19 protein-coding genes are annotated in these 22,095 nt (G+C 62.4%); 17 read left to right on the forward strand and 2 right to left on the reverse strand.

Features of this window, described 5'->3' with window-relative positions:
• The first annotated feature begins 4 nt into the window (after positions 1–4).
• Positions 5–220: a hypothetical protein gene (locus ACODTZ_RS04775; protein ID WP_413392761.1), complete on the forward strand. Its 216-nt coding sequence runs from the start codon at positions 5–7 to the stop codon at positions 218–220.
• A gap of 199 nt (positions 221–419) precedes the next feature.
• Positions 420–617 carry a hypothetical protein gene (locus tag ACODTZ_RS04780; RefSeq protein WP_489024111.1) on the forward strand — a complete coding sequence of 66 codons (198 nt, stop codon included), beginning with the start codon at positions 420–422 and terminating at the stop codon, positions 615–617.
• A gap of 117 nt (positions 618–734) precedes the next feature.
• On the opposite strand, the gene katG is transcribed toward ACODTZ_RS04780, so the two are convergent.
• The gene (gene katG, locus ACODTZ_RS04785; protein ID WP_489024113.1) at positions 735–2,909 is read right to left on the reverse strand and encodes a catalase/peroxidase HPI; all 2,175 of its coding nucleotides are present in this window, start codon (positions 2,907–2,909) and stop codon (positions 735–737) included.
• Positions 2,910–3,069: 160 nt separating this feature from the next.
• On the opposite strand from katG, the gene ACODTZ_RS04790 reads away from it, so the two are divergent.
• Both ACODTZ_RS04790 and ACODTZ_RS04795 read left to right on the forward strand, forming a co-directional pair.
• Positions 3,070–4,011, forward strand: a complete 942-nt coding sequence (locus tag ACODTZ_RS04790) for a hydrogen peroxide-inducible genes activator (RefSeq protein ID WP_489024115.1) — start codon at positions 3,070–3,072, stop codon at positions 4,009–4,011.
• A gap of 142 nt (positions 4,012–4,153) precedes the next feature.
• A complete protein-coding gene (locus tag ACODTZ_RS04795) occupies positions 4,154–4,966 on the forward strand; it encodes an arginase family protein (protein WP_489024117.1) in 813 nt (270 codons plus the stop codon).
• 160 nt (positions 4,967–5,126) lie between these two features.
• On the opposite strand, the gene ACODTZ_RS04800 is transcribed toward ACODTZ_RS04795, so the two are convergent.
• Complete coding sequence (locus tag ACODTZ_RS04800) at positions 5,127–7,202, reverse strand: methyl-accepting chemotaxis protein (protein ID WP_489024801.1); 2,076 nt, start codon at positions 7,200–7,202, stop codon at positions 5,127–5,129.
• Positions 7,203–7,533: 331 nt separating this feature from the next.
• Here ACODTZ_RS04800 and ACODTZ_RS04805 point away from each other — a divergent pair, with 331 nt between their 5' ends.
• From ACODTZ_RS04805 to ACODTZ_RS04865, 13 genes are all read left to right on the forward strand, one after another.
• On the forward strand, positions 7,534–8,232 hold the full coding sequence (locus ACODTZ_RS04805) for a GntR family transcriptional regulator (RefSeq protein ID WP_489024119.1): 699 nt from the start codon (positions 7,534–7,536) through the stop codon (positions 8,230–8,232).
• Between the two features lie 223 nt (positions 8,233–8,455).
• The gene (locus ACODTZ_RS04810; RefSeq protein WP_489024121.1) at positions 8,456–10,027 is read left to right on the forward strand and encodes an ABC transporter ATP-binding protein; all 1,572 of its coding nucleotides are present in this window, start codon (positions 8,456–8,458) and stop codon (positions 10,025–10,027) included.
• On the forward strand, positions 10,017–11,093 hold the full coding sequence (locus ACODTZ_RS04815; RefSeq protein WP_489024123.1) for an ABC transporter permease: 1,077 nt from the start codon (positions 10,017–10,019) through the stop codon (positions 11,091–11,093). Before ACODTZ_RS04810 ends, ACODTZ_RS04815 begins: the two co-directional genes overlap by 11 nt.
• The gene (locus ACODTZ_RS04820) at positions 11,093–12,013 is read left to right on the forward strand and encodes an ABC transporter permease (RefSeq protein WP_489024125.1); all 921 of its coding nucleotides are present in this window, start codon (positions 11,093–11,095) and stop codon (positions 12,011–12,013) included. Before ACODTZ_RS04815 ends, ACODTZ_RS04820 begins: the two co-directional genes overlap by 1 nt.
• A gap of 46 nt (positions 12,014–12,059) precedes the next feature.
• On the forward strand, positions 12,060–13,160 hold the full coding sequence (locus ACODTZ_RS04825; protein ID WP_489024127.1) for a BMP family ABC transporter substrate-binding protein: 1,101 nt from the start codon (positions 12,060–12,062) through the stop codon (positions 13,158–13,160).
• 96 nt (positions 13,161–13,256) lie between these two features.
• Positions 13,257–14,450, forward strand: coding sequence for an amidohydrolase family protein (locus tag ACODTZ_RS04830; protein ID WP_489024129.1), 1,194 nt, complete (start codon positions 13,257–13,259; stop codon positions 14,448–14,450).
• The gene (locus ACODTZ_RS04835) at positions 14,450–16,027 is read left to right on the forward strand and encodes a gamma-glutamyltransferase family protein (RefSeq protein ID WP_489024131.1); all 1,578 of its coding nucleotides are present in this window, start codon (positions 14,450–14,452) and stop codon (positions 16,025–16,027) included. Before ACODTZ_RS04830 ends, ACODTZ_RS04835 begins: the two co-directional genes overlap by 1 nt.
• Positions 16,024–17,271: an amidohydrolase family protein gene (locus ACODTZ_RS04840; RefSeq protein ID WP_489024133.1), complete on the forward strand. Its 1,248-nt coding sequence runs from the start codon at positions 16,024–16,026 to the stop codon at positions 17,269–17,271. The genes ACODTZ_RS04835 and ACODTZ_RS04840 overlap by 4 nt, the downstream gene beginning before the upstream one ends.
• Positions 17,272–17,419: 148 nt before the next feature.
• Entirely contained in the window at positions 17,420–18,361 is a 942-nt protein-coding gene (locus ACODTZ_RS04845) for a LysR family transcriptional regulator (protein ID WP_489024135.1), read from the forward strand.
• Between the two features lie 167 nt (positions 18,362–18,528).
• Positions 18,529–19,284: an SDR family NAD(P)-dependent oxidoreductase gene (locus ACODTZ_RS04850; protein ID WP_489024137.1), complete on the forward strand. Its 756-nt coding sequence runs from the start codon at positions 18,529–18,531 to the stop codon at positions 19,282–19,284.
• A 58-nt stretch (positions 19,285–19,342) separates the two neighbouring features.
• A complete protein-coding gene (locus tag ACODTZ_RS04855; RefSeq protein ID WP_489024139.1) occupies positions 19,343–20,344 on the forward strand; it encodes a zinc-binding dehydrogenase in 1,002 nt (333 codons plus the stop codon).
• Positions 20,345–20,394: 50 nt separating this feature from the next.
• Complete coding sequence (locus ACODTZ_RS04860; protein ID WP_209192283.1) at positions 20,395–20,748, forward strand: putative quinol monooxygenase; 354 nt, start codon at positions 20,395–20,397, stop codon at positions 20,746–20,748.
• A gap of 73 nt (positions 20,749–20,821) precedes the next feature.
• Positions 20,822–22,090 carry an epoxide hydrolase family protein gene (locus tag ACODTZ_RS04865; protein ID WP_489024141.1) on the forward strand — a complete coding sequence of 423 codons (1,269 nt, stop codon included), beginning with the start codon at positions 20,822–20,824 and terminating at the stop codon, positions 22,088–22,090.
• Positions 22,091–22,095 lie beyond the last annotated feature (5 nt).

Genomic DNA, 22,095 nt, shown 5'->3' on the forward strand with positions numbered 1-22,095 from the left:
CACTTTGAAAAAGAAAACAGCCAAGATCCATATCCGTTTAGAGCCCGATCAATACACGTTCGTACTAAATGTTGCCCATTTGAGCGCGCTCAAACCATCAACCGTGGTCCGCTTGATGCTGCAAGATACGAGACGATTGGGCGAACGAGGGGCGGCCGAAGCAATTCGCCATCTCGTGCCGGAAGACAAGAGGGATCATATCCGAGGGGAAAGGAAGTAAGCTGACGTCATTCAGGAGCCCGTCAGCGGGTGCTCTTGATAAACGGACCCTGTTCCAGTCGCATTTCGATCAGTTGGCGTAGCAGCGCACGGGCGTCGTTGGCCTCCGAGCCGTATTGCGCCATCAGCCGATCACGTGAGGGAACCAGTCTCGTCTCCGGTCATTAACCTGCGAGGAGCAGCGAAAGGAGATTGGACCAATGGCCAAAGACGTTACAAATCGTCGGGCGAAGGAGCATGTCGACGAAGATCAGAATGGTGTGATCGTTGCCGGACCGGAAGCACACGCACGCGAGCGTTCCGGAAAGAATCCCACTCATAAGACAGCACCGGGAGACGACAAAGGCGCGGCGAAGTCAGATGCGGGCGCGGGACGTAGCCCGAAAAAGACCAGCTAGTCTGGCGATGGCCGGCGCGAAAACGGCCCGGATAGCCCGCCAGAAGACAGAGAACCTCCCGTGCGCTGTGGCACACGGGAGGTTCTTTTTCGAGTGCTGCTGCAGCTCGTTTCGCCTTTAGGCGTTTAGGTCGAAGCGGTCGGCGTTCATCACCTTCGTCCAGGCGGCAACGAAGTCCTTCACGAACTTCTCCTTGCTGTCGTCCTGGGCATAGACTTCGGCATAAGCGCGCAGCACCGAGTTGGAACCGAAGACAAGGTCGGCACGGGTCGCGGTGAACCGGACATCGCCTGTCTTGCGATCACGAATCTCGTAAGAGTTCCGGCCGGTCGGGACCCATGAATAGGCCATATCGGTCAGCGTGACGAAGAAGTCCGTGGTGAGCGCACCAACCTTGGACGTGAAGACGCCGTGGCTGCTGCCGCCGTGATTGGCGCCGACGACGCGCAGGCCACCAACAAGAGCCGTCATCTCAGGCGCGGTCAGGCCCATCAGCTGGGCACGGTCGAGGAGCAGTTCCTCGGCGCTGACCACGTAATGCTCCTTCTGCCAGTTGCGGAAGCCGTCGGCGAGCGGCTCGAGCGGCGCGAAGCTGTCCGCGTCGGTCTGCGCTTCGGTGGCATCGCCACGGCCAGCTGCGAACGGCACCTGGATGTCGAAGCCGGCAGCCTTGGCGGCCTGTTCGACGCCGACGTTACCGGCGAGGACGATGACGTCGGCAACCGAAGCGCCGCTTGCCGCAGCGATCGGCTCCAGCACCGCAAGAACGCGGGCGAGGCGTTCAGGCTCGTTGCCGGCCCAGTCCTTCTGCGGCGCCAACCGGATGCGGGCACCGTTGGCACCGCCGCGATTGTCCGAACCGCGGAAGGTGCGGGCGCTGTCCCATGCGGTGCTGACGAGGTCGGCGACGGAAAGGCCGGAAGCGGCGATCTTCGCCTTGACGGCCGAAACGTCGTAGCTCGTGCTGCCTGCCGGGATCGGGTCTTGCCAGAGCAGGTCTTCGGCCGGCACATCCGGGCCGATGTAGCGCGCCTTGGGGCCCATATCGCGGTGGGTCAGCTTGAACCAGGCGCGAGCAAAGGCATCCGAGAATGCCGAGAAATCGTCGCGGAAGCGCAGCGAGATCTCGCGGTAGATCGGGTCTACCCGAAGCGCCATGTCGGCGTCCGTCATCATCGGATTGAGGCGAATGCTCGGGTCTTCCACGTCGACGGGCTTGTCGGCGTCGGCGATCGAGATCGGCTCCCACTGGGTGGCGCCTGCCGGGCTCTTCACCAGATGCCATTCATGCTTGAACAGCATTTCGAAGAAGCCGTTGTCCCATTTGGTCGGTTCGGTGGTCCAGGCACCTTCGAGGCCCGAGACAACCGTATTGCGACCAATGCCGCGACCCTTGGTGTTCATCCAGCCGAGACCCTGGGCTTCCGGACCTGCCGCTTCTGGATCGGCGCTGAGATCAGCGGGGTTGCCGTTGCCGTGGGTCTTGCCGATGGTGTGGCCGCCGGCGGTCAGCGCAACAGTCTCTTCGTCGTCCATGCCCATACGGGCGAAGGTTTCGCGCATTTGCGCGGCGGTGGCGAGCGGATCGGACTTGCCGTTGACGCCCTCGGGGTTGACGTAGATCAGGCCCATTTGGACCGCCGCGAGTGGGTTCGACAGCGTCGCGGGCTTTGCCACATCGCCGTAGCGGCCATCGCTTGGCGCGAGCCATTCCTGCTCGTCACCCCAGTAAACATCCTTTTCCGGATGCCAGATGTCTTCGCGGCCAAAGCCGAAGCCGAAGGTCTTCAGGCCGGCGACGTCATAGGCAATTGTGCCCGCGAGCGCGATCAGGTCGGCCCAGGAAATCCGGTTGCCGTACTTCTTCTTGATCGGCCACAGCAGGCGCCGGCCCTTGTCGGTGTTGACGTTATCCGGCCAGGAGTTCAGCGGTGCGAAACGCTGGTTGCCGGTGTTGGCGCCGCCACGGCCGTCCGCGGCGCGATACGAGCCGGCTGCGTGCCAGGTCACGCGGGCCATCATGCCAACATAGCTACCCCAGTCGGCCGGCCACCATTCCTGGCTTTCGGTCATCAGTGCCCGGAGATCGGCCTTCAGAGCCTCTACGTCGAGCTTCTTAAGCTCCTCGCGATATTTGAAATCCCTGCCGAGCGGATTGGTCTTGGTGTCGTGCTGGCTCAGAATGTCCAGGTTCAGCGCGTTCGGCCACCATTGCGTAACGGATTTGCCGAGTGCCGTGTTACCACCGTGCATGACCGGACACTTGCCGGCCGATTGTGTCTTCGTGTCCACGTTAACTCTCCCTAAAATTCGAACTCGGGTTGAAATCGCGTACCAAGTGTTTGAGCGGGTCGTTGAACCTCGTGTCGGCTTCAAGTCCCGAGATAGGGAATGAGCAACTCACTCGAAAAATTCCAATTGTATATTCTAAAGGGTCTGATAGGTTTTGATTATGATAGGCCTATCCATGAAGCACCTGCGTTATTTCGAGGCTCTTGCACGGTTGGGGCATTTCGGCCGCGCCGCCGAAGCCTGTGCGATCTCCCAGCCCGCACTGTCGGTACAAATCCGTGAGCTCGAGGAACTGATCGGGGCGCCGCTGGTGGAACGCGGCGGCAGGCAGATCAGGCTGACGAGCCTCGGTGAGGAGTTTGCGGAGCGCGTGCGTGGCATCCTGCGCTCGGTCGACGATCTGGCGGAACTGGCCCGCGCCACGCAGACGACGCTTGCGGGCCGGCTTCGCATCGGCGTCATTCCTACAATTGCCCCGTATCTCCTGCCCGACGTCATCAAGACTCTGACGCAGCGCTATCCAGGGCTCGATCCACGCCCGCGCGAGGCGGTGACACAGAGGCTGATCGAAGACCTGCACGAAGCAAGGCTCGATGCCGCGATCGTTGCCCTGCCCGTTTCAGAGCCGACGCTTGAGGAAATTCCGCTCTTCGATGAGGAATTCGTGCTGGTGCGTCCGCTGGAGGACGCTGGCAAACCTGTTCCGAGCTCCGAGATGCTGCACGAGATGCGTCTGCTGCTTCTCGAAGAAGGACACTGCTTCCGCGAGCAGGCGCTCTCTTTCTGCAACATCGCAGCCGCGCCCCCTCGCGAACTTATGGAAGGAAGCTCGCTTACCACGCTGGTACAGATGGTGGGCGCCGGCATCGGCGTCACGCTGCTGCCGCAGATGGCGGTGCGCACCGAGACCCGCTCAGCCGATGTCAGCGTATTTCGCCTTCTTGAGCCGCGGCCCTTTCGCACAATCGGCATGATCTGGCGCAAGACCAATCCCCTGGTGGCGCAATTCGGCCCGATCGCCGACATCGTCCGCGAGGCCGGCGCTCGCAGGACAATCGAACTTGGCGCTTTTCCCGCCCAGACGCCAACGCTGATCGCGTAAGAAAGCCCGCCTACCTCGCCAAGTTCGCTGAGCGGTCTGACGGGTTGCAAGTGGCGCGGCGATCGATATATCCGACGAGATATAATGATTGTCGCGGCATGCCTGTTGGCACGATTCGCAGTTTCAGTATCGGAGTATCGATTTGACGTTCGAGATCATTTTTTGCCAGGGACGCATTGCCGACCGTACGCCTGGCGCGATCGAAGGCGCGGCCAAGACAGCAAGAGCCTTGCAGGAATTGACAGGACTGTCACCGCGTTCAGTCGGAACATCTTCGCCACCCAAACAAGACGACTGGTCCAGCAGCCTGCCCGAAGCTACCGGCACGCTGACAGAACTTCAAAGCGAAGTGGCCGACATCTTTCGTCGTGGCCAAAGGCCGTTGATGGCCATGAACACCTGCTCCGCGAGCCTCGCAACACTGCCGGTTGTCGCGCGTGTCCATCCTGAAGCAACGATCCTCTGGATCGACGCTCACGGAGACTTCAACACCCCTCAGACCACCGGAAGCGGATATCTGGGCGGCATGGTTCTCGCCGCGGTCTGCGGCCTCTGGGAGAGTGGTCTCGGAGAGGGTGTCGATCCGGCCAGAGTCGTGATTGCGGGCGCACGAGATATCGATCCCGCGGAGGCAGAACTGCTCAGACAGGCCGGTGTCTGCGTGCTCTCGGCTGAAAAAACAGATCCGGATTCGATCGTCTCAATTATCGGCGATCGGCCCGTATGGATTCACGTCGATTGGGATTCTTTGGAGCCCGGATTTGTGCCAGCGGCCTATGCCGTGCCGAATGGCCTGCTGCCAGAAATGCTGCGCACCATCTTCGAGAAAATTCCGGTAGACCAAATTATCGGCGTCGAGCTTGCCGAATTCGAGGCATCCTCTGACGGCGAGAAGGATGCCACGTCGCTGCGTTTCCTGATGGACGCAATCTCGCCGCTGCTTGGATCGAAATAACGCAGTGAACGGCGCCTACCGAACAAACCGATGACTTAGAATGCTTCTTCGATAGAGCGGACAACCGCAAAACCTGCGCGTTTCCGCGCGCAGAGCACTTGCCAGTCTCCACGGTCGACGAGAGCAGCCGCTCGGTAAACCTTCGCGTGGTGGATCGCGCTCAGTTTCGGCGGCCGGCAACCAACCGCAGCCCCGTTTCCGCCTGCTTTTCGCTCGCAACCCTGAACACCGAGACGAGTTCGCGCAAGCGATTGGCCTCGCCGGCAAGCACTGCGGATGCGGCGTTGCTTTCCTCGACCATGGCGGCGTTCTGCTGGGTATCCTGATCCATGCCGTTCATCGCCGTGTTGATCTCGACCAAGCCGATGCTCTGTTCGCGCGAAGACAAAGCGATTGCTTCCATATGCTGGTTGATGGCCACAACGTGTCTGCCGATGCCGTGGAGAGCCGCACCTGTGTCCTTCACCGCCCGCACCCCCTCCTCAACCTCGACGGTCGAACCATCGATGAGAGCCTTGATTTCCTTGGCCGCGTTGGCCGAGCGCTGGGCCAATTCGCGAACTTCGTGCGCTACAACCGCGAACCCGCGACCAGCCTCACCGGCACGGGCCGCCTCAACGCCGGCGTTCAGGGCAAGAAGATTGGTCTGGAAGGCAATCTGGTCGATCGTCGCGATGATGCTTGCGATACGCTTTGAAGACCCCTCGATCCGTTCCATCATGGCAACCGCCTCATCAACAAGCGCCGTCCCCTTCGAAGCGCTGTCATTGGCCTCTCGCGCCACCTGTTGGGCGTCCTCAACGCGTTTGGTCGCGTTCGACACATTTGCCGTTATCTCGTCGAGCGCAGCCGCTGTTTGCTCAAGAGAGGCTGCCTGGCGCTCCGTTCGCTGCGCCAATTGGCTTGCTCCGCTGCTGATCTCCCGGGTACCATTGTCGATGGAATGGCTGGACTCCATGATGACACCCATCACACCGGCCAGCTGTTTCAACGTCGCATTCAGGTCCCCGCGCAGGCTTTCGAAATCCGGTGCGAAGGGTTCGACGAGTTGGAAGGAGAGATCTCCCGCGGCCAACCGCTTAAGGCCCGCGCCAAGGTCGCCGGTGGCCTGCAGCAGCCGTTCGCGCGCCAGCGCCTCGGCCTGCTCCTGCATCTGGGCCCGGTTGGCCTCGGCATCTCTGCGCGCCGCTGCCGCTTCCGCTTCAAGTGCCGCTGCGGCGATCGCCTGCTGCCTGAACACCTCAAGCGCCTTCGCCATCGCCCCAACCTCGTCGCGCCTTGCCGCGCCGGGCGCCGTTTGACCTGTGTCTCCTTCGGCCAGGCGGCGCATGGCAGCGGTAATCATGAGGATCGGCGCGCTGATTGATCGGCCGATCAGCCAAACGCTGAGCAGAATGAGACCGATCGCGGCGGCGATCAGCGCGACAACGATCGTGATATTGCGTTGACCGACGCGATCATTCTCCTTGAGCGTGGCGACCTCTGCCGCGGCGTAGCTTTGAATGATGTCCGAAAGCACCGGCTGCACCGCGGAATAAGCAGAACTGACCGCCTCGCGAGCGGAGGCCTCCTCCAGCGTCGCATTGCCATAAAGCCGGAACGCATTTTGGTAGACGGAGAGTGCTTCCGTAGCGCGCATGCGCTGTGCGCCGGGCCGGAATGCCTTCTTCATCAAATCGGTAAACGTCGCGACTTCGCCGGCGTGTTTGGCCAGATAATCGGGATTTCGGCGCAGGATGAAGTCCTTCTCATGCCGGCGCATCATCAACATGCTGGCCTTGAGCTCGGCATCCGCGACGCGTTCAAGCTGGCCTTCGATCGAATGCACGGCATCGCGCATGGCCCCTTCAAGACCCTGCGACGGATCGAGACCCAACTCCTTGTCCTTGGCCACAAGCGCCGAAAACGTGCCCGCATAGGCCTGAAGCGCACCGCTCAACGCGTCAAGCTTCCCAGCCTGCTCAGGCGCCGCATCGCCCTTTAGCTTGTCGATCACCGAGTTTGCCCTCTGAAGCGCTTTGTCGAAGTCTTCGACAGCACCAAGCTGCTGCGTGAGCAGGAATTCCTTTTCCCAGATCAGAGTGTCGCGAATGTCGTCCCGCGCGGCTGTGACATCACGTTGCTGTTTCGCCAGGCTGTCAGCCGTCTGCCGATAGCGGGCTTCCACTTGCCGTTGGCCGATGAAGATCGCGGAAATCGCGACAATCCCGATCAACGCCACCAAGGCAAGCAACATCACCCGATGGGCAATTTTCAGGTTTGAGAGTAAGGCCACGATACACCCCCGGCAATTTCGTCTCGGGCTTACACCACCCATGACGTTAAGCATTCACAAACCGGAGATGAAACTTTGATGATTTGGCGAAGAAAATAACATGGGCGCGTTTCACGGCTTTCATCTCAACCTGTGCTGCCGTGGCGGCATCGCATTCGCGACCGCATTCCGGCGTGTCCGCCTTCAATCTCCTGCGCGATGTAACAGTTTGCTTGCGAGAGAGCCTACAGCACTTGTTGTACGCTTGATGGCAATATAGCGTATACGTGATCGAAACATTCATTGAAGTCCCATGTCATCGAATTCCGACCGGGTAGACATCGCCCATCGCACCCTTAGACAGGCCATCATCGAGCAGGCGATCAAAGCCGGCACCAAACTGCCGGAGGATGAGATCGGCAAGCACTTCTCCATGAGCCGCACCCTGGTGCGCGCCGTGCTGGCCAAATTACAGGCGCAGGGGCTTGTCGACACCTATCACAAGCGCACCGCCACCGTGGCGCAACCAAGCCTCGAAGAAGCACGCGATGCGTTCGCCGTGCGCCGTGCGCTGGAGCGCGAAGTCATGAAGGCGGTGGCCAAACGCTGGAGCCCGGCCATCGAGAAGAGCCTGCGCGAGCACGTGCAGGAAGAGGAAGCGGCCCATGCCAAGGGTGACGTCCGGCTTTCGACGCGGCTCGCCGGTGAATTCCATCTGAAACTTGCCGACCTTGCGGGCAATACCCTTTTGGAGCGCTATCTCTCCGAACTGGTGTCGCGTTGCTCGCTGATCCTTGCCATGTACAGCCGCCCGCATTCGAGCGAATGTGCCATCAGCGAGCACTCCGGGCTCATCGCTGCACTCAAGAAGGGCGATATCGCGGCTGCCGAGCGGTTGATGGACGACCACCTCTCGTCAGTGGAAAGCCGGGCGTTGTTCGAGGACGAGCCTGCCGCCGAGCCTGACCTCGGCTCGATCCTTTCCCGTTTCTCCGCTCGCGCCGCGAGCTGACTGCCGCTTTTTCAATCACGTATACATGATTTTGCATTTTATGTAGACGAAAATTCGCGCACGATTTCCCGCCTTTTTGGACGCCATTGGGCGCCGCGCGCGTTTTATCTCAATGAATACATACTTATAGGGCTTCAGCGCGGCGTTTGACGCGCTCATCGATACAGACTGGCATCAATGTTGCATACGTGATTATAGAGATCATGTAGCCAAGATTGTCATCATGCCACATACGATATCGCCACATACCGAACACCGCCTCGAGCTGCGAGGGATCCGCAAGGCCTATCCGGCCGTCGTCGCCAATGACGGAATCGACCTTTGCGTCCGTCCGGGCGAAATTCACGCCGTGGTCGGCGAGAACGGGGCCGGCAAGTCGACGCTGATGAAGACCATCTACGGCATGGTTCGGCCAGATTCCGGCGAACTGTTGTGGGATGGGCGCGAGGTGTCGATCGCCTCGCCCGCCGATGCACAGAAGCTCGGCATCGGCATGGTGTTCCAGCATTTCGCGCTGTTCGACACACTGTCGGTGGCGGAAAACATCGCGCTGGCGCTGCCCGGCCGGCCGGCGATCGAACCGCTGTCGAGAAGGATCGCCGAAGTCGCCGCGCGTTATGGTCTGCCGGTGGACCCGGAGCGGCACATCTACACGATGTCGGTCGGTGAGCGGCAGCGGGTCGAAATCATCCGCGCGCTGCTGCAAAATCCGCGCCTGCTCATTCTCGACGAGCCAACCTCGGTGCTGACGCCGCAGGCGGTCGAAACGCTCTTCGTAACGTTGCGCCAGATCGCGGCCGAGGGATGCAGCATTCTCTATATCAGCCACAAGCTGAACGAGATCAGGGATCTCTGCCATACCGCGACCATCCTGCGCGGCGGCCGGGTTACCGGCATGTGCGATCCGAGGCAGGAAAGCCCGGCCTCGATGGCCCGCATGATGATCGGCGCCGACCTCCCCAGCTTCCGTCATCGCGGCGACACGTCGGCCGGCAAGACACGTCTCAGCGTTTCCGGTCTGACGCTTGCCACACAGGACCCGTTCGGGACAGCACTCGGCGACATCAGTTTTGCGGTGCGCGGCGGCGAGATTTTCGGCATCGCCGGCGTATCGGGCAATGGCCAGCAGGAACTGCTGGCAGCACTTTCCGGCGAAACGCCGCTCTCTAACGCCCAAACGATCGCTATCGACGGCACGCCGGCGGGCCATCGCGATCCGGCCGGCCGGCGGCGGCTTGGCCTCTGCTCCGTTCCCGAGGATCGGCTGAAGCAGGGTTCGGTCCCCTCGCTGCCGCTCCTGGAGAACGTGCTGCTCACCGCCAATCGCAACGGCGTCGTTCGCGCCGGCCTCATCCGCTTCGATCGCGTCAAGGCCTATGCCGAGCGCTGCATCAAGGCCTTCGACGTCAGAACACCCGGCGCACAGGCGCGGGCCGGCAGCCTGTCGGGCGGCAACCTTCAGAAGTTCATCATCGGCCGCGAGATCCTGCAGGAGCCGGGCGTGCTGATCGTCTCGCAACCGACCTGGGGCGTGGATGTTGGCGCGGCGCTCGTCATCCGCCAGGCGCTGCTCGACCTGCGTGACCGGGGTGCGGCGATCGTCGTTATCTCCGAGGAACTCGACGAGCTCTTCGAGATCTCCGACCGGCTCGCCGTCATCGCCGGCGGCCGGCTGACGGCAGCTATACCGATCGCGGACGCTAACCGCGATGCGATCGGCATGGCCATGTCCGGCCAGAGTACCGGCGATGAGCCAGATGAACGCGCCAGCAAGGAGCTTGCCCATGCGCTTTGAACCGCGTCCCAATCCCTCGCGCATCATGATCCTGATGTCGCCGGTCATCGCGATCGCGCTGACGTCAATCGTTGCCATGGTGCTCTTTGCCCTTGCCGGCCAGAACCCGCTTGAAGCGCTGATCACCTTCCTGACCGCGCCACTCGCCGATCTCTACGGTTTCGGCGAGCTGCTGATCAAGGCCGCCCCCCTGGTGCTGATCGGTGTCGGGCTCGCGATCGGCTTTCGCGCCGGCATCTGGAATGTCGGCGCCGAAGGGCAGCTGACCGTGGGCGTCATCTTCGCCGGCTATGTCGCGTTGAAGTTTGGCCCGGCCGGCGGCTGGTGGGTTCTGCCCTTGATGGTGATCGCCGGCGCCTTCGGCGGCGTCTTCTGGGCCGCCATCCCCGCGCTGTTGCGCGTCAAGTTCAACGCCAGCGAAATCCTGGTCAGCCTGATGCTCAACTACGTCGCGGCACTCTGGCTGTCCTGGCTGATCTTCGGCCTCTGGCGCGACCCGGCCGGGTTCAACTTCCCGCAGTCGGAACCGCTGGCGCCGGATGCCCTCTTCCCGTTCCTGATCGAGGATACCCGCGCGAATGTGAGCGTGCTCTTCGCGCTCGGCGCGGTCATCGTGGGATGGCTGTTCATGAACCGCAGCTTCGCCGGCTTCCAACTCAAGGTCACCGGCCTCTCCGAAGGCGCCGCCCGCTATGCCGGCTTCGGCGTCAGCCGTGCGGTCTGGATCGGCATGCTGGCGAGCGGTGCGGCGGCCGGCATCGCAGGCGTCGGCGAGATTGCCGGCCCGCTTGCGCAGATCTTCCCGACCGCCTCTCCAGGCTATGGCTACGCGGCGATCATCGTGGCCTTTCTCGGGCGGCTGCACCCGGTCGGCATCCTGTTCTCCGGGCTCCTGATGGCGCTGCTCTACCTCTCGGGCGATGTCGCGCAGATGTCGCTCGGCATGCCGTCCTCAATCACCGGTCTGTTGCAGAGCACGCTGCTGTTCTTCCTGCTGACGACTGATGTCTTCATTCAATACCGCATCCGCTTCCAGTCCTCCAACCGGCAGGGAGCCGCCGCCTGATGGACCAGATCCTTCCCATTCTCGTGGCCACGCTCGTTGCCGGCACGCCCCTGATCTACGCAGCACTCGGCGAACTCGTTGCCGAACGCTCAGGCGTGCTGAACATGGGCGTCGAGGGCATGATGGTGATCGGCGCGGTGATTGCCTTCATCGTCATGATGGCGACGGGCAGCCTGTGGCTCGCCGTATTCGCGGCCATGCTGGCCGCCATGCTGCTCGCCCTGATGTTCGCGGTCCTTGCCGTCGGCTTCCGCGCCAATCAGATCGCGGTCGGGCTTGCATTGACGATCTTCGGCACCAGCCTCGCTTCGTTCATCGGCAAGCCCTACATCGGCATGGCGATCGTGATGGAGCCTTCGGCGGCATCCAGGCTTGCCGCGAAAATCCCCCTGCTGGGCGTCGTTCTCGGCCAGCTTCATCCGCTGACGTGGTTGTCGTGGGTCTTCTTCGCCAGCGTATGGTATTTCCTGAACCGCAGCCGCAGCGGACTGATTTTGCGCGCCGTCGGCGAATCGCCGACATCCGCGCATGCGCTCGGCTACCCCGTCAACACGATCCGCTATCTCGCGACGCTGTTCGGCGGCGCCAGCGCCGGTATCGCGGGCGCCTATGTCTCGATCGTCTACACCTCGCTTTGGACCGAGGGACTGATCGCCGGGCGCGGCTGGATCGCCGTGGCGCTGGTGGTCTTTTCCACCTGGCGGGCGGGGCGCTGCTTCCTTGGCGCCTATCTCTTCGGCGGCGCCACCATCGCGCAGCTCTTTGCCCAGAGCGCCGGCATCGGCCTGCCGTCGGAACTGATGTCCGCCCTTCCCTATCTCGTCACCATCGTCGTGCTGGTGCTGATCTCGCGCAACGCCGCGCTGATGCGCCTCAACGTCCCCGCTTCCCTCGGCAAGCCATTTGCCGCCGAGGGCTGAAACAGCCGTCCATCATCCAAACCGAACAACAACAGAGGGAACCGAAATGACAACATTTTCCAGACGCGACTTCCTGAGAACCAGCGCCGCCGGCGCGCTTGCGATCGGCGCGGGCACAAGGCCCCTTTTCGCCGCCGAAGAGCCTCTCAAGGTCGGTGTCATCCATATGGGCGCCATCTCCGATACCGGCTGGGAATACTTCCAGGCCAACGCCTGGAAAGCGCTCGAAAAGGAATTCGGCGACAAGGTGAAGGTAACAGTGCTCGAAAACATCGCCCAGGTGCAGGATTGCGAACGCCTGTTCCGCCAGCTTTCCGCCCAGGGCAACAAGCTGATCTTCGGCACCACCTTCTCGCAATACGCCTCGCTGAAGAAGCTGGCTCCGATGTTGCCCAAGTCGCATTTCGAATGCTGCGCCGGCATCGGGGCCGGCAACAATCTCGGCGTATTCGAAGCCCGCCACTATGAGGGCACCTACCTCACCGGTATCGCCGCCGGCCGCACGACAAAGACCAACGTTCTCGGCTGGGTCGGCGCCTTCCCCGTGCCGCAGGTCATCTATAGCCTCAACGCCTTCCTGCTCGGCGCCCGCTCGGTCAATCCCGATGTGACGCTGAAGGTTGTCTGGGCCAACGCCTGGGTCGATCCCGGCAAGGAAAAGGACGCCGTCGCGGCATTGATCGCACAGGGAGCCGACGTCATCTCCGGCAGCCCCAACACGCCGGTGCAGGGACTGGCCGCCGAGGAGAAAGGCGTCTGGTCGATCGGCTCGACCGGCGATTTCTCCGCCTATGTAAAGAAGAAGCAGCTGGTTTCCTTCGAACTGGACTGGAGTGCCGCGCATATCAACGCCGCCAAGGCCGTGATGGCCGGCGACTGGAAGCCGGAGAGCCGCTGGCTCGGCCTCGGACCCGGCGGCTACGTCAAGATGACGACGAGCAACTCCGAACTGCCGGAATCGGTCGCCGCCGAAATGAAGGCCGCCGAAGCAGCGATTATCAGCGGCAAGCTGAAGCCCTTTGCCGGCGAGATCAAGGATCAGAAGGGCGACGTGAAGGTCGCCAAGGGTCAAGAACTCGCCGATGCCGACATCAAGGGCATGACCTGGCTGATCGAAGGCGTGCAGGGCACCCTGCCGCAGAACTGATCGGCGCGCCGCGCCGACCACACGACATCGCTTCTCCCCTGGTTGGGGAGGAGCATTGCAAACGACGATAGAACAAAGACATCAAGGGAGACCCCGGTGACCGAAACACTGTTCACGAACGCCAAGCTGGCCGATGGCACGCTCAACGATATCCTCGTCTCGGACGGCCGCATCTCGGCAATCAACAAGGCCGGCACGAGCGCGGCCTCCGCCAAGACCGTCGACATTGCCGGCGCGCTTCTGGTCCCGAGTTTCGTCGAGGGGCACATCCATCTCGACACCAGCTTCTACGGCGACAAGTGGATCCCGCACAAAGCCTGCACCAACGGCTTCGACGTGCATGAGCGCGTGGCCTTTCAGGCCGAGAACATGGCAGGTGCCGCGCCGATGGACGAGCGCGCCCGCAAGCAGCTCGATCTCTGCATCTCAAACGGCGCACTGCAGATGCGCAGCCATGTCATGGTCGACGGCTCGGTCGGGCTGAAATCGCTGGAGACGATCCTTGCCGTACGCGAGGCCTACAAGGATATCATCGATATCCAGCTGGTGGCGTTTCCGCAGAGCGGCATCCTGAAAAGCCCCGGCACGCCTGAGCTGATGGACGAGGCGATCGGCATGGGCGCCGATCTTGTCGGCGGACTTGATCCGCTCTCCTTCGACCGTGACATCAAGGGACATCTCGACGTGGTCTTCGGCATTGCCGAAAAGCGCGGCGTCGATGTCGATATCCACCTCCACGATGCCGGCACGATGGGCGCGATGACCATCGAGGAAATCTGCGCCCGCACGATAGCACTCGGCATGCAGGGGCATGTCGCCGTCAGCCACGCTTATGGCCTCGGCGACCTTGGACCGGATGCGATCAAGAAGATCGCCGCTCTCATTGCCAGGAGTGGCGTCGCGATCATGACCAACGCGCCGGGCAACCACAACTTCCCGCCGGTGGCGCTGCTGCGGGCGGCAGGTGTCACGGTCTTCTCCGGCAACGACAATATCCGCGATTCCTGGTGGCCCTTCGGCGATGGCGACATGCTGCGCCGCGCCGAGATCATCGCCTATCGCTCCGGCTTCTACACGGATACGGAACTCGCCGCCGCCTTTGACGTGGTGACCGCAGGCGGCGCCAAGGCACTCAATCTCGAGGGCTATGGCATCGCCATCGGCGCCAAGGCCGATTTCGTGACGCTTGCGGCAGAGCACATCCCGGAAGCGGTCGTCGCCATTCCGAAGCCTCGCCGGGTCTTCAAGGAAGGCCGGTTGGTTGCAGAGAACGGAGCCGTGGTCCGCTGATGAACTACCGGAGCCGGCAGACCGAAACAGCCGTTGCGCAATCGCGCGACGGCATGGTGACGACGCCGCATTGGGCGGCGACCGAAGCCGGCGCCAAAGTGCTGGCGCGTGGCGGCAATGCAATCGAGGCGCTGGTCGCCGCGGGCGCCGCGCTTTCCGTCACCTACCCGCATTTCTGCGGCCTCGGCGGCGATGCCGTCTGGATGGTCTGTGACCGGGATGGCGACGCACGCACCTTCCTCGGCATCGGCCAGGCGGCCGCGAATGCCGAGATCGACAGCCCGATCCCCGCGCGCGGACCGGCTTCGACGCTGACAACCGCCTGCCTGGTCGATAGCTGGGAGAAGGTGCTCGATCATTCCGTCACGAACTGGGGCGGTTCCGAGCAGCTCTCTGCATTGTTTGACGATGCCATCGCGCTCGCCGAGGACGGCTTTGCCGTCAGCCCGTCGCAGACATTCTGGCATGATTTCCGCGCCAGCGAATCCGCGACATGGCCGGGCTTTCGAGACCTCTTTCAACGCGAGGGCATCCAGCGACAAACTGATCTGGCGCAAACCCTCAAGGCCATCGCCGCGAATGGCGCGAGGGAATTTTACGAAGGCGAACTGGCGGACCGGATCGCGCGCGGTCTTGCCGCCGCAGGCTCACCGCTGACGGCCGCCGACCTCGCCGAAACGCGAACCCGCATGGTGGAGCCGGTGCGGCTCGCTTATGGCGACACCGTTCTGCTGGCGCCACCGCCGCCGACGCAGGGCGTTACCACCCTTGGCATCATGGCTGTGCTTGCAAAGCTGGCGCCGAAGGATAAGACACCTGACAGCGCCGCCTATTACCATGCGCTGGTAGAGGCGGTGAAACAGGCCTTCCTCGATCGCCATCTGATCGCGGATCCGGAGTTCGCCGTCGATGCCACGAAACTGCTTCTGGACCCTGAACGCCTGGCCGCAAAGGCCTCGGCAATCGATTCCAACCGCGCCGTCGACTGGCCCGTACCCTACAGGCAGGGCGACACAGCGCTCTTGGCTGCAGTCGACGCCGACGGCCGGGCCGCCTGCTTGCTGCAAAGCATCTATTTCGATTGGGGAAGCGGCGTCGTTGCCGGTGACACCGGTATCCTTTGGCAAAACCGGGGCGCAGCCTTCAGCACCGATCCCGCCAGTCCGAATTTCATTCAGCCCGGCAAGCGGCCCTTCTACACGCTGAACCCTGGCCTTGCACTCAAGGACGGACGCCCGCATCTGGTCTACGGAACACAGGGTGCGGATGGCCAGCCGCAGACACTGGCACTGCTGCTCAGCTTGTTGATCGACCATGGGCTGGATCCGTTGGCCGCCCTCTCGCGGCCGCGCTTCCTGCTCGGCCGCACCTTTTCCGATACTCGCGACAACCTCAAAATCGAGGAGAACATCGGAGATGATACCCTCGCGACCCTGGGCTCCATGGGCCACGAAGTCGCGACCATTGCGCCCCTAAGCCCACTTGGCGGGCAGGCAGGCATCATTCGCATAAATGGAGACGGACAAATGCAAGCAGCTCACGACCCGCGCAGCGATGGCGGAGCCATCGGCCTATGAGCAGTTTGTCCGATAATCTTTTCGACCTCGTCATCCGCAATGTTCGCGTGGAGGAAGATGCTGCTCTCGTTGACATCGCAGTGCACGATGGCCTGATCGCCGCGATCGAACCGAACTTCCGCTGCGATGCCGTCTCGGATGTCGATGGCAAAGGCAGCTTCGCGTTCGGCGGCTTCGTGGATACGCATGTGCATCTGGACAAGGCCTGCATTCTCGATCGCTGCTCGATCTGCGAGGGAACGCTCGCCGAAGCGGTGCGGGAGACGGCGCGCGCCAAATCCGGCTTTACCGTGGACGACGTTTACGAGCGAGCCGCCCGCGTCGTCGAGAAGGCGATCTCGCATGGCACGGTAAGGATGCGCACCTTCGTCGAGATCGACCCGCGTGCCGGTTTCCGCTCCTTCCACGCGATCAAACGCATCAGGGCGGATTACGCCTTCGCGATCGATATCGAGATCTGTGCTTTCGCGCAGGACGGCCTCACCAACGAGCCTGAAACCTTGGCGATGCTCGACGCAGCACTTGCCGATGGCGCCAATCTTATCGGAGGCTGCCCCTACACCGACCCGGATCCTGAAGCCCACATCGCCAGCATCTTCGAACTCGCGGTGAAACACGACGTCGCCGTCGATTTCCACCTCGACTTCAGCCTCGACCCCAACAAGACCGACCTGCCCGCCGTCATCGCGGCCACCAAACGCCGCGGTTGGCAAGGCCGGGTCTCGATCGGTCATGTCACCAACCTCTCGGCATTGCCGGAGGCATCCGTAATCGAGATCGCAAAGAACCTCTCCGAAGCAGGGATCGCGCTGACCGTCTTGCCTGCCACCGACCTCTTCCTCAACGGCCGCGGCCACGACCATCTGGTGCCACGCGGCGTCGCCCCCGCCCATATCCTCACCGCCCATGGTGTCGTGACCTCGATTGCGACCAACAACGTGCTCAACCCCTTCACGCCCTACGGCGACGCCTCGCTGATCCGGATGGCCAATCTCTACGCCAACGTCGCGCAACTCTCGCGAGATGTGGAGATATCAGGCGTATTCGACATGGTCGGGCGATCCGCCGCCCGCCAGCTCGGCGTCCCCTACGGCCTCACCGTGGGCGAGGAGGCGACGATCATTCTCATCGACACCGCGGGGCCGAAGGCAGCCGTGCGCGAAATCGGCCGGGTCGTCGCCGGCTGGAAAGCCGGCCGGCCGAGTTTCTACAATGGCCACCCGCAGCTTCACAAGCCGCTTTGACGATGATCGCCTTGGCAACCGAGCAAAAACGTTGGTGGGAGCGCGTTATCGACAGCGCAATTATCCAAATCAAGCAATAACTTGCATGACGGAGCTCAGCGATCCGGTATAGATGGTGGTCATCTAACCAGCACCAGCCAGGGCTCCCGTGGATCAGATACTCGCCATTCGAACATTTGTCCGCGTCGCCGAGGCCGGCTCGTTTGCCAAGGCGGCGGACACGCTGAACCTGCCCCGGTCCTCCGTCAGCAAACTGGTGCAGGATCTTGAGGCGCATCTGGGCACAAAGCTCGTGGAGCGCACCACGCGGTCGGTCACGATGACCACCGAGGGTGTGGCCTATCACGAGCGCGCGCTGAAGCTCCTCGCCGATCTGGATGACATGGACGGCACGATCGCGGGTTCTCGCAGCGCGCCAAAGGGGAAGCTGCGCGTCGATATCGGTTCCGTGCTGGCAAACCAGATCCTCATCCCCGCGCTCGCCGACTTTCAGCACCAGTATCCTGAGATCGATCTCATGCTCGGGGTCAGCGATCGACCCGCCGACCTCGTCAGTGAGGGGATCGATTGCGTCATCCGCGGCGGGGCGTTGAGTGACTCATCGATGAAGGCGCGAAAACTGTGCGAGTTGGACTACGTCATTTGCGCATCGCCCAGCTATCTGGATGGCCTGCAGTTGCCGGAGCGGCCGGAGGATATCGAGCAGCATCGGATCGTCAGTTACTTCTCCGCGTCATCCGGAAAGCGATTTCCATTGCGCTTTCAGCGCGGCGATGAGCGAAGCGAGTATCTCCCGACAACAAGCGGCATTTCGGTGAACGAGAGCACCGCACACCTGAATGCGCTGCTATCAGGGCTTGGGATCGGCCAGAGCTTCGGCTTCCTGGCAAGACCGCACTTCGAGAGCGGCGCGCTGGTCGAGCTGTTGCCCGAGTGGAAGCCGGACAATCATCCGCTGCATCTCGTCTACCCGGCAGACCGATTTCCAAATCCCAGACTGCGCGCCTTCACGGAATGGGCGGCGAAAGTATTCGAAGCCGTCGATGCCAGACGCAATGTGACCACGGAGACCATCCATCCCCATGGATAATGTCTCCACCCTGAGCGGCTTCTCGCCGCCAAGCTGACGAACTAACTTCTCCTCATCGGACGGCGACGAGGCCAACAGCCAACGCCACCTCCCGAACAGTTTCAGAACTTCAACAGGCCGCGCATTCGGGCTGAACCCTTTCGCGCGCCCAGCATCAGGAGAGTACAATGACCAAAAGACTTGAAAACAAGATCGCCGTCGTCACCGGAGCAACCAGCGGCATCGGCCTCTCGACCGCCAAGCTCTTCGCCGCAGAAGGTGCACGTGTCTATATCACCGGCCGCCGCAAGGATGCGCTGGACAAGGCAGTCGCCGAGATCGGCCATGGCGCGGTCGGCGTACAGGCCGACTCCTCCAATAGCGCTGATCTCGACAAGCTGTTCGCCCAGGTGAAGGCGGAACAGGGACGCCTTGACGCTCTCGTCGTCAATGCCGGTGGCGGCAGCATGCTTCCGCTTGGCCAGATCACCGAGGAACAGGTCGACGACACCTTCGGCCGCAACGTGAAGGCCGTGATCTTCACCGTGCAGAAAGCACTTCCGCTGCTCAGCAAGGGCTCGTCGGTCGTGCTGACCGGCTCGACCGCCGGCACCGAAGGCACGGCTGCCTTCTCCGTCTACTCCGCCTCCAAGGCCGCTGTCCGCAACCTCGCCCGCTCCTGGGCGCTTGATCTCAAGGGCACCGGTATCCGCGTCAACGTCGTCTCGCCCGGCGCAACCCGTACCCCGGGCCTCGTCGAACTCGCCGGCGACGACAAGGAACAGCAGCAGGGCCTGCTCGACTATCTCGCCTCTCGCATCCCGCTCGGCCGCGTAGGCGAGTCCGAGGAGATCGCCAAGGCAACCCTGTTCCTCGCTTCCGACGATGCGAGCTTCGTCAACGGCGCAGAGCTCTTCGCCGATGGCGGCCAGGCTCAGGTCTAACCCCACAGCAGGAGCGGCGAACAGCCGCTCCACTTCTCATTCTCAAGGAGAGCCCGCGATGCGTGCCGCAGTCTATTTCAAGCATGGGAAGCCTGAGGACGTTCTTCAGGCAGTCGACGTCGAAGATCCCAAACATCCAGACCACAACGAAGTGCTGATCCGGGTGCTTCTCCGGCCGGTTCACCACGGCGATCTTCTCGGTATATCGGGACGCTACCAGCCGGGAGCGGTCGTACCGAAAGAGGGCGTGCGCGTCGGCTTCGAGGGCTACGGCATCGTCGAGGAAGCCGGCAGTGGCGTCGATCTGAAACCCGGCACACGCGTTGCATTCTTCCCCGGCCGAGGCGCGTGGAGCGAAAAGGCAATCGTCCCGGCTGAATACGTCACCGAAATTCCTGATGACGTATCGGACGAAGCCGCAGCACAGCTTCACGTCAATCCGTTGACGACGGCGCTTCTCTTGCGGGCCGTCGAGACATCCGGCGCGAAGCCGGGCCGCGACGTCGTCGTTCTCACCGCCGCCGGCTCCGCCGTTGCCAGACTGGTGATCGGACTGCTGCTCGATCGCGGCTTCGACGTCGTCGGCATCGTCCGGCGCGAAGCCGGCGTGAACGAGCTTAACGTCGTGTTTCCTGATCTGCCGGTGCTTTCCACAGACAAGCCCGGCTGGCAGGACAAGGTCGTTGCAGCCGCCGACGGCCATCCCATCGGCGTCGTGCTAGACCCCGTTGGCGGCGAGACGGCCAGTGCGGCGGTTGCGTTACTCGCCCAAGGCGGCAGCCTGGTGTCCTACGGCGACCTTTCCGGGCAGCCGATCTCGGTCCCTGCACTTTACTTTTCGACGCGCGACATCCGCCTGTCGGGTGTGACGGTCGGGCGGTGGGCGGGCCTGCCTGTCGAAATCCGCAAGGCCGATCTGAAGCTCGCGCTTGAGCTCGCAGCCAGCAAGCCGGAGCTCTTTCAGGTCGAGCAGACGTTCGATCTCGCGGATGTCGGCAAGGCTGCCGCACTTGTCGAAAAGCCAGGCAAATCCGGCACGGTTCTGATCACGTCGCGCTAAGCGCCGCCGCAACCGAAATACATCATCAGCCAGCCAAAGGAGAAACGGCCATGGCCGACCACGACAAGACACTGCCGACGAACATGCTCGTCAGCGCCTATTATCGCGTCCATCCGGATGATCGGCAGACCTTCATCGACGCGGTAATCCCGGACATGAAGGCGGCAGCTGAGATCGACGGATGCGTCTTCTACGCCTTCGCGCAGGATCTGACGGATCCGAACACCTTCCACCTTGTCGAGGGCTGGAGAGACGAAGCTGCCTACGAAGCACATGAAAACTCTCCAATCTTCCTCAAGGCTCTGAGCACTGTGGTGAAGAATGTCCGGATCCTCGACCGACAAGGTATCCGCTACGATGTCGCAAAGCAGCACATCGACGACCCGCGCGGCCGCGTCTCCTGACGCCATCGGCACAGGATCGCGATCCCCCGGCAGCATGGCAGCCGGAACAGAAAATCAAACCAAGGACCAAGACATGACCGATCCATCGACCGTCGCAACGCGCCGGCGCCTTCTTCAATTCGCCCTGGCAGCGCCCGCCGTAGTCTCGCTGACTTCCCAGGCGGTTGCGGCGCAGGAGGAGCTATTGCTTCCGCCGGCAACCGACGCGATCACGCCTTTCAAGGTTTCCGTTCCGCAAGCCGCCATCGATGACCTGAAGCGCCGCCTCAAGAATACGCGATGGCCCGACCAGGAAACCGTCTCGGACTGGTCGCAGGGCGTTCCGCTCCACAAGGCGAAATCGCTGATCGCCTATTGGGAGCGCAAATATGATTGGCGGAAATTCGAGAGGCGCATCAACGCGTTTCCGCAGTTTCGCACCCAAATCGACGGGCTTGGCATCCATTTCATCCATGTGAAATCGAAGCATGAAAACGCCCTGCCGATCATTCTGACGCATGGATGGCCAGGGTCGGTCGTCGAGTTCCTCAAGGTCATCGGCCCCCTCACCGACCCGACCGCGCACGGCGGCACGGCCGAGGACGCTTTCCACGTCGTCATTCCCTCGCAGCCCGGCTTCGGCTTCTCAGACAGGCCGGCCTCGGAAGGGTGGACCGTGGTGCGGACCGCCAATGCCTGGGCCACGCTGATGAAGCGCCTCGGCTACGACAAGTGGGTCGCGCAGGGCGGAGATTGGGGATCGGGCGTCACCCATGCGCTCGGACATGTCCGCCCCGGAGGCCTCGTGGCAGCCCATGTGAACTGGCCCCTGGTCTTTCCGGAGAAATTCCCGGAGAACCCGACGCCCGAGGAAAAGGCCGCGATGGATGCGGCGATGAAGTTCGCGAACGACCAGTTCGGCTACTTCAAGGAGCAGGCGACGCGGCCGCAGACGATCGGATATGCGCTCGCGGATTCACCCGTCGGCCAGGCAACATGGATCTACGAGAAATTCCAGGCTTGGACGGACAACCGCGGCGAGCCGGAAGACGCGCTGACGATCGACGAGATGCTCGATGACATCTCGCTCTACTGGTTTACGGACACGGCCGCCTCATCCGCCCGCATCTACTGGGAAAACGCCCGCAACGGCGGCGGCTTCGACGCCGGCCGGATCGAACTGCCGATGGCAGCCACGATCTTTCCGAAGGAGATCTACCGCGCGCCCAAGGCATGGGCCGAAGCCCACTGGCCGAACCTGTTTTACTGGAACGAGGTCGACAAGGGAGGTCACTTCGCCGCCTTCGAGCAGCCCGACCTCTTCGCGCAGGAAATGCGCAAGGCCTTCAAATCCATCCGCTGATCCAG

The sequence above is a fragment of the Rhizobium sp. FG113 genome (assembly GCF_057809895.1).

What these genes read in the sequence shown, in the direction of transcription:
- ACODTZ_RS04780 (WP_489024111.1), top strand. Translation starts at nt 420, where the DNA reads ATGGCCAAAGACGTTACAAATCGTCGGGCGAAGGAGCATGTCGACGAA.
- ACODTZ_RS04790 (WP_489024115.1), top strand. Translation starts at nt 3,070, where the DNA reads ATGATAGGCCTATCCATGAAGCACCTGCGTTATTTCGAGGCTCTTGCA.
- ACODTZ_RS04800 (WP_489024801.1), bottom strand. Translation starts at nt 7,202, where the DNA reads ATGTTGCTTGCCTTGGTGGCGTTGATCGGGATTGTCGCGATTTCCGCG.
- ACODTZ_RS04805 (WP_489024119.1), top strand. Translation starts at nt 7,534, where the DNA reads ATGTCATCGAATTCCGACCGGGTAGACATCGCCCATCGCACCCTTAGA.
- ACODTZ_RS04810 (WP_489024121.1), top strand. Translation starts at nt 8,456, where the DNA reads ATGCCACATACGATATCGCCACATACCGAACACCGCCTCGAGCTGCGA.
- ACODTZ_RS04815 (WP_489024123.1), top strand. Translation starts at nt 10,017, where the DNA reads ATGCGCTTTGAACCGCGTCCCAATCCCTCGCGCATCATGATCCTGATG.
- ACODTZ_RS04820 (WP_489024125.1), top strand. Translation starts at nt 11,093, where the DNA reads ATGGACCAGATCCTTCCCATTCTCGTGGCCACGCTCGTTGCCGGCACG.
- ACODTZ_RS04825 (WP_489024127.1), top strand. Translation starts at nt 12,060, where the DNA reads ATGACAACATTTTCCAGACGCGACTTCCTGAGAACCAGCGCCGCCGGC.
- ACODTZ_RS04835 (WP_489024131.1), top strand. Translation starts at nt 14,450, where the DNA reads ATGAACTACCGGAGCCGGCAGACCGAAACAGCCGTTGCGCAATCGCGC.
- ACODTZ_RS04840 (WP_489024133.1), top strand. Translation starts at nt 16,024, where the DNA reads ATGAGCAGTTTGTCCGATAATCTTTTCGACCTCGTCATCCGCAATGTT.
- ACODTZ_RS04850 (WP_489024137.1), top strand. Translation starts at nt 18,529, where the DNA reads ATGACCAAAAGACTTGAAAACAAGATCGCCGTCGTCACCGGAGCAACC.
- ACODTZ_RS04855 (WP_489024139.1), top strand. Translation starts at nt 19,343, where the DNA reads ATGCGTGCCGCAGTCTATTTCAAGCATGGGAAGCCTGAGGACGTTCTT.
- ACODTZ_RS04860 (WP_209192283.1), top strand. Translation starts at nt 20,395, where the DNA reads ATGGCCGACCACGACAAGACACTGCCGACGAACATGCTCGTCAGCGCC.
- ACODTZ_RS04865 (WP_489024141.1), top strand. Translation starts at nt 20,822, where the DNA reads ATGACCGATCCATCGACCGTCGCAACGCGCCGGCGCCTTCTTCAATTC.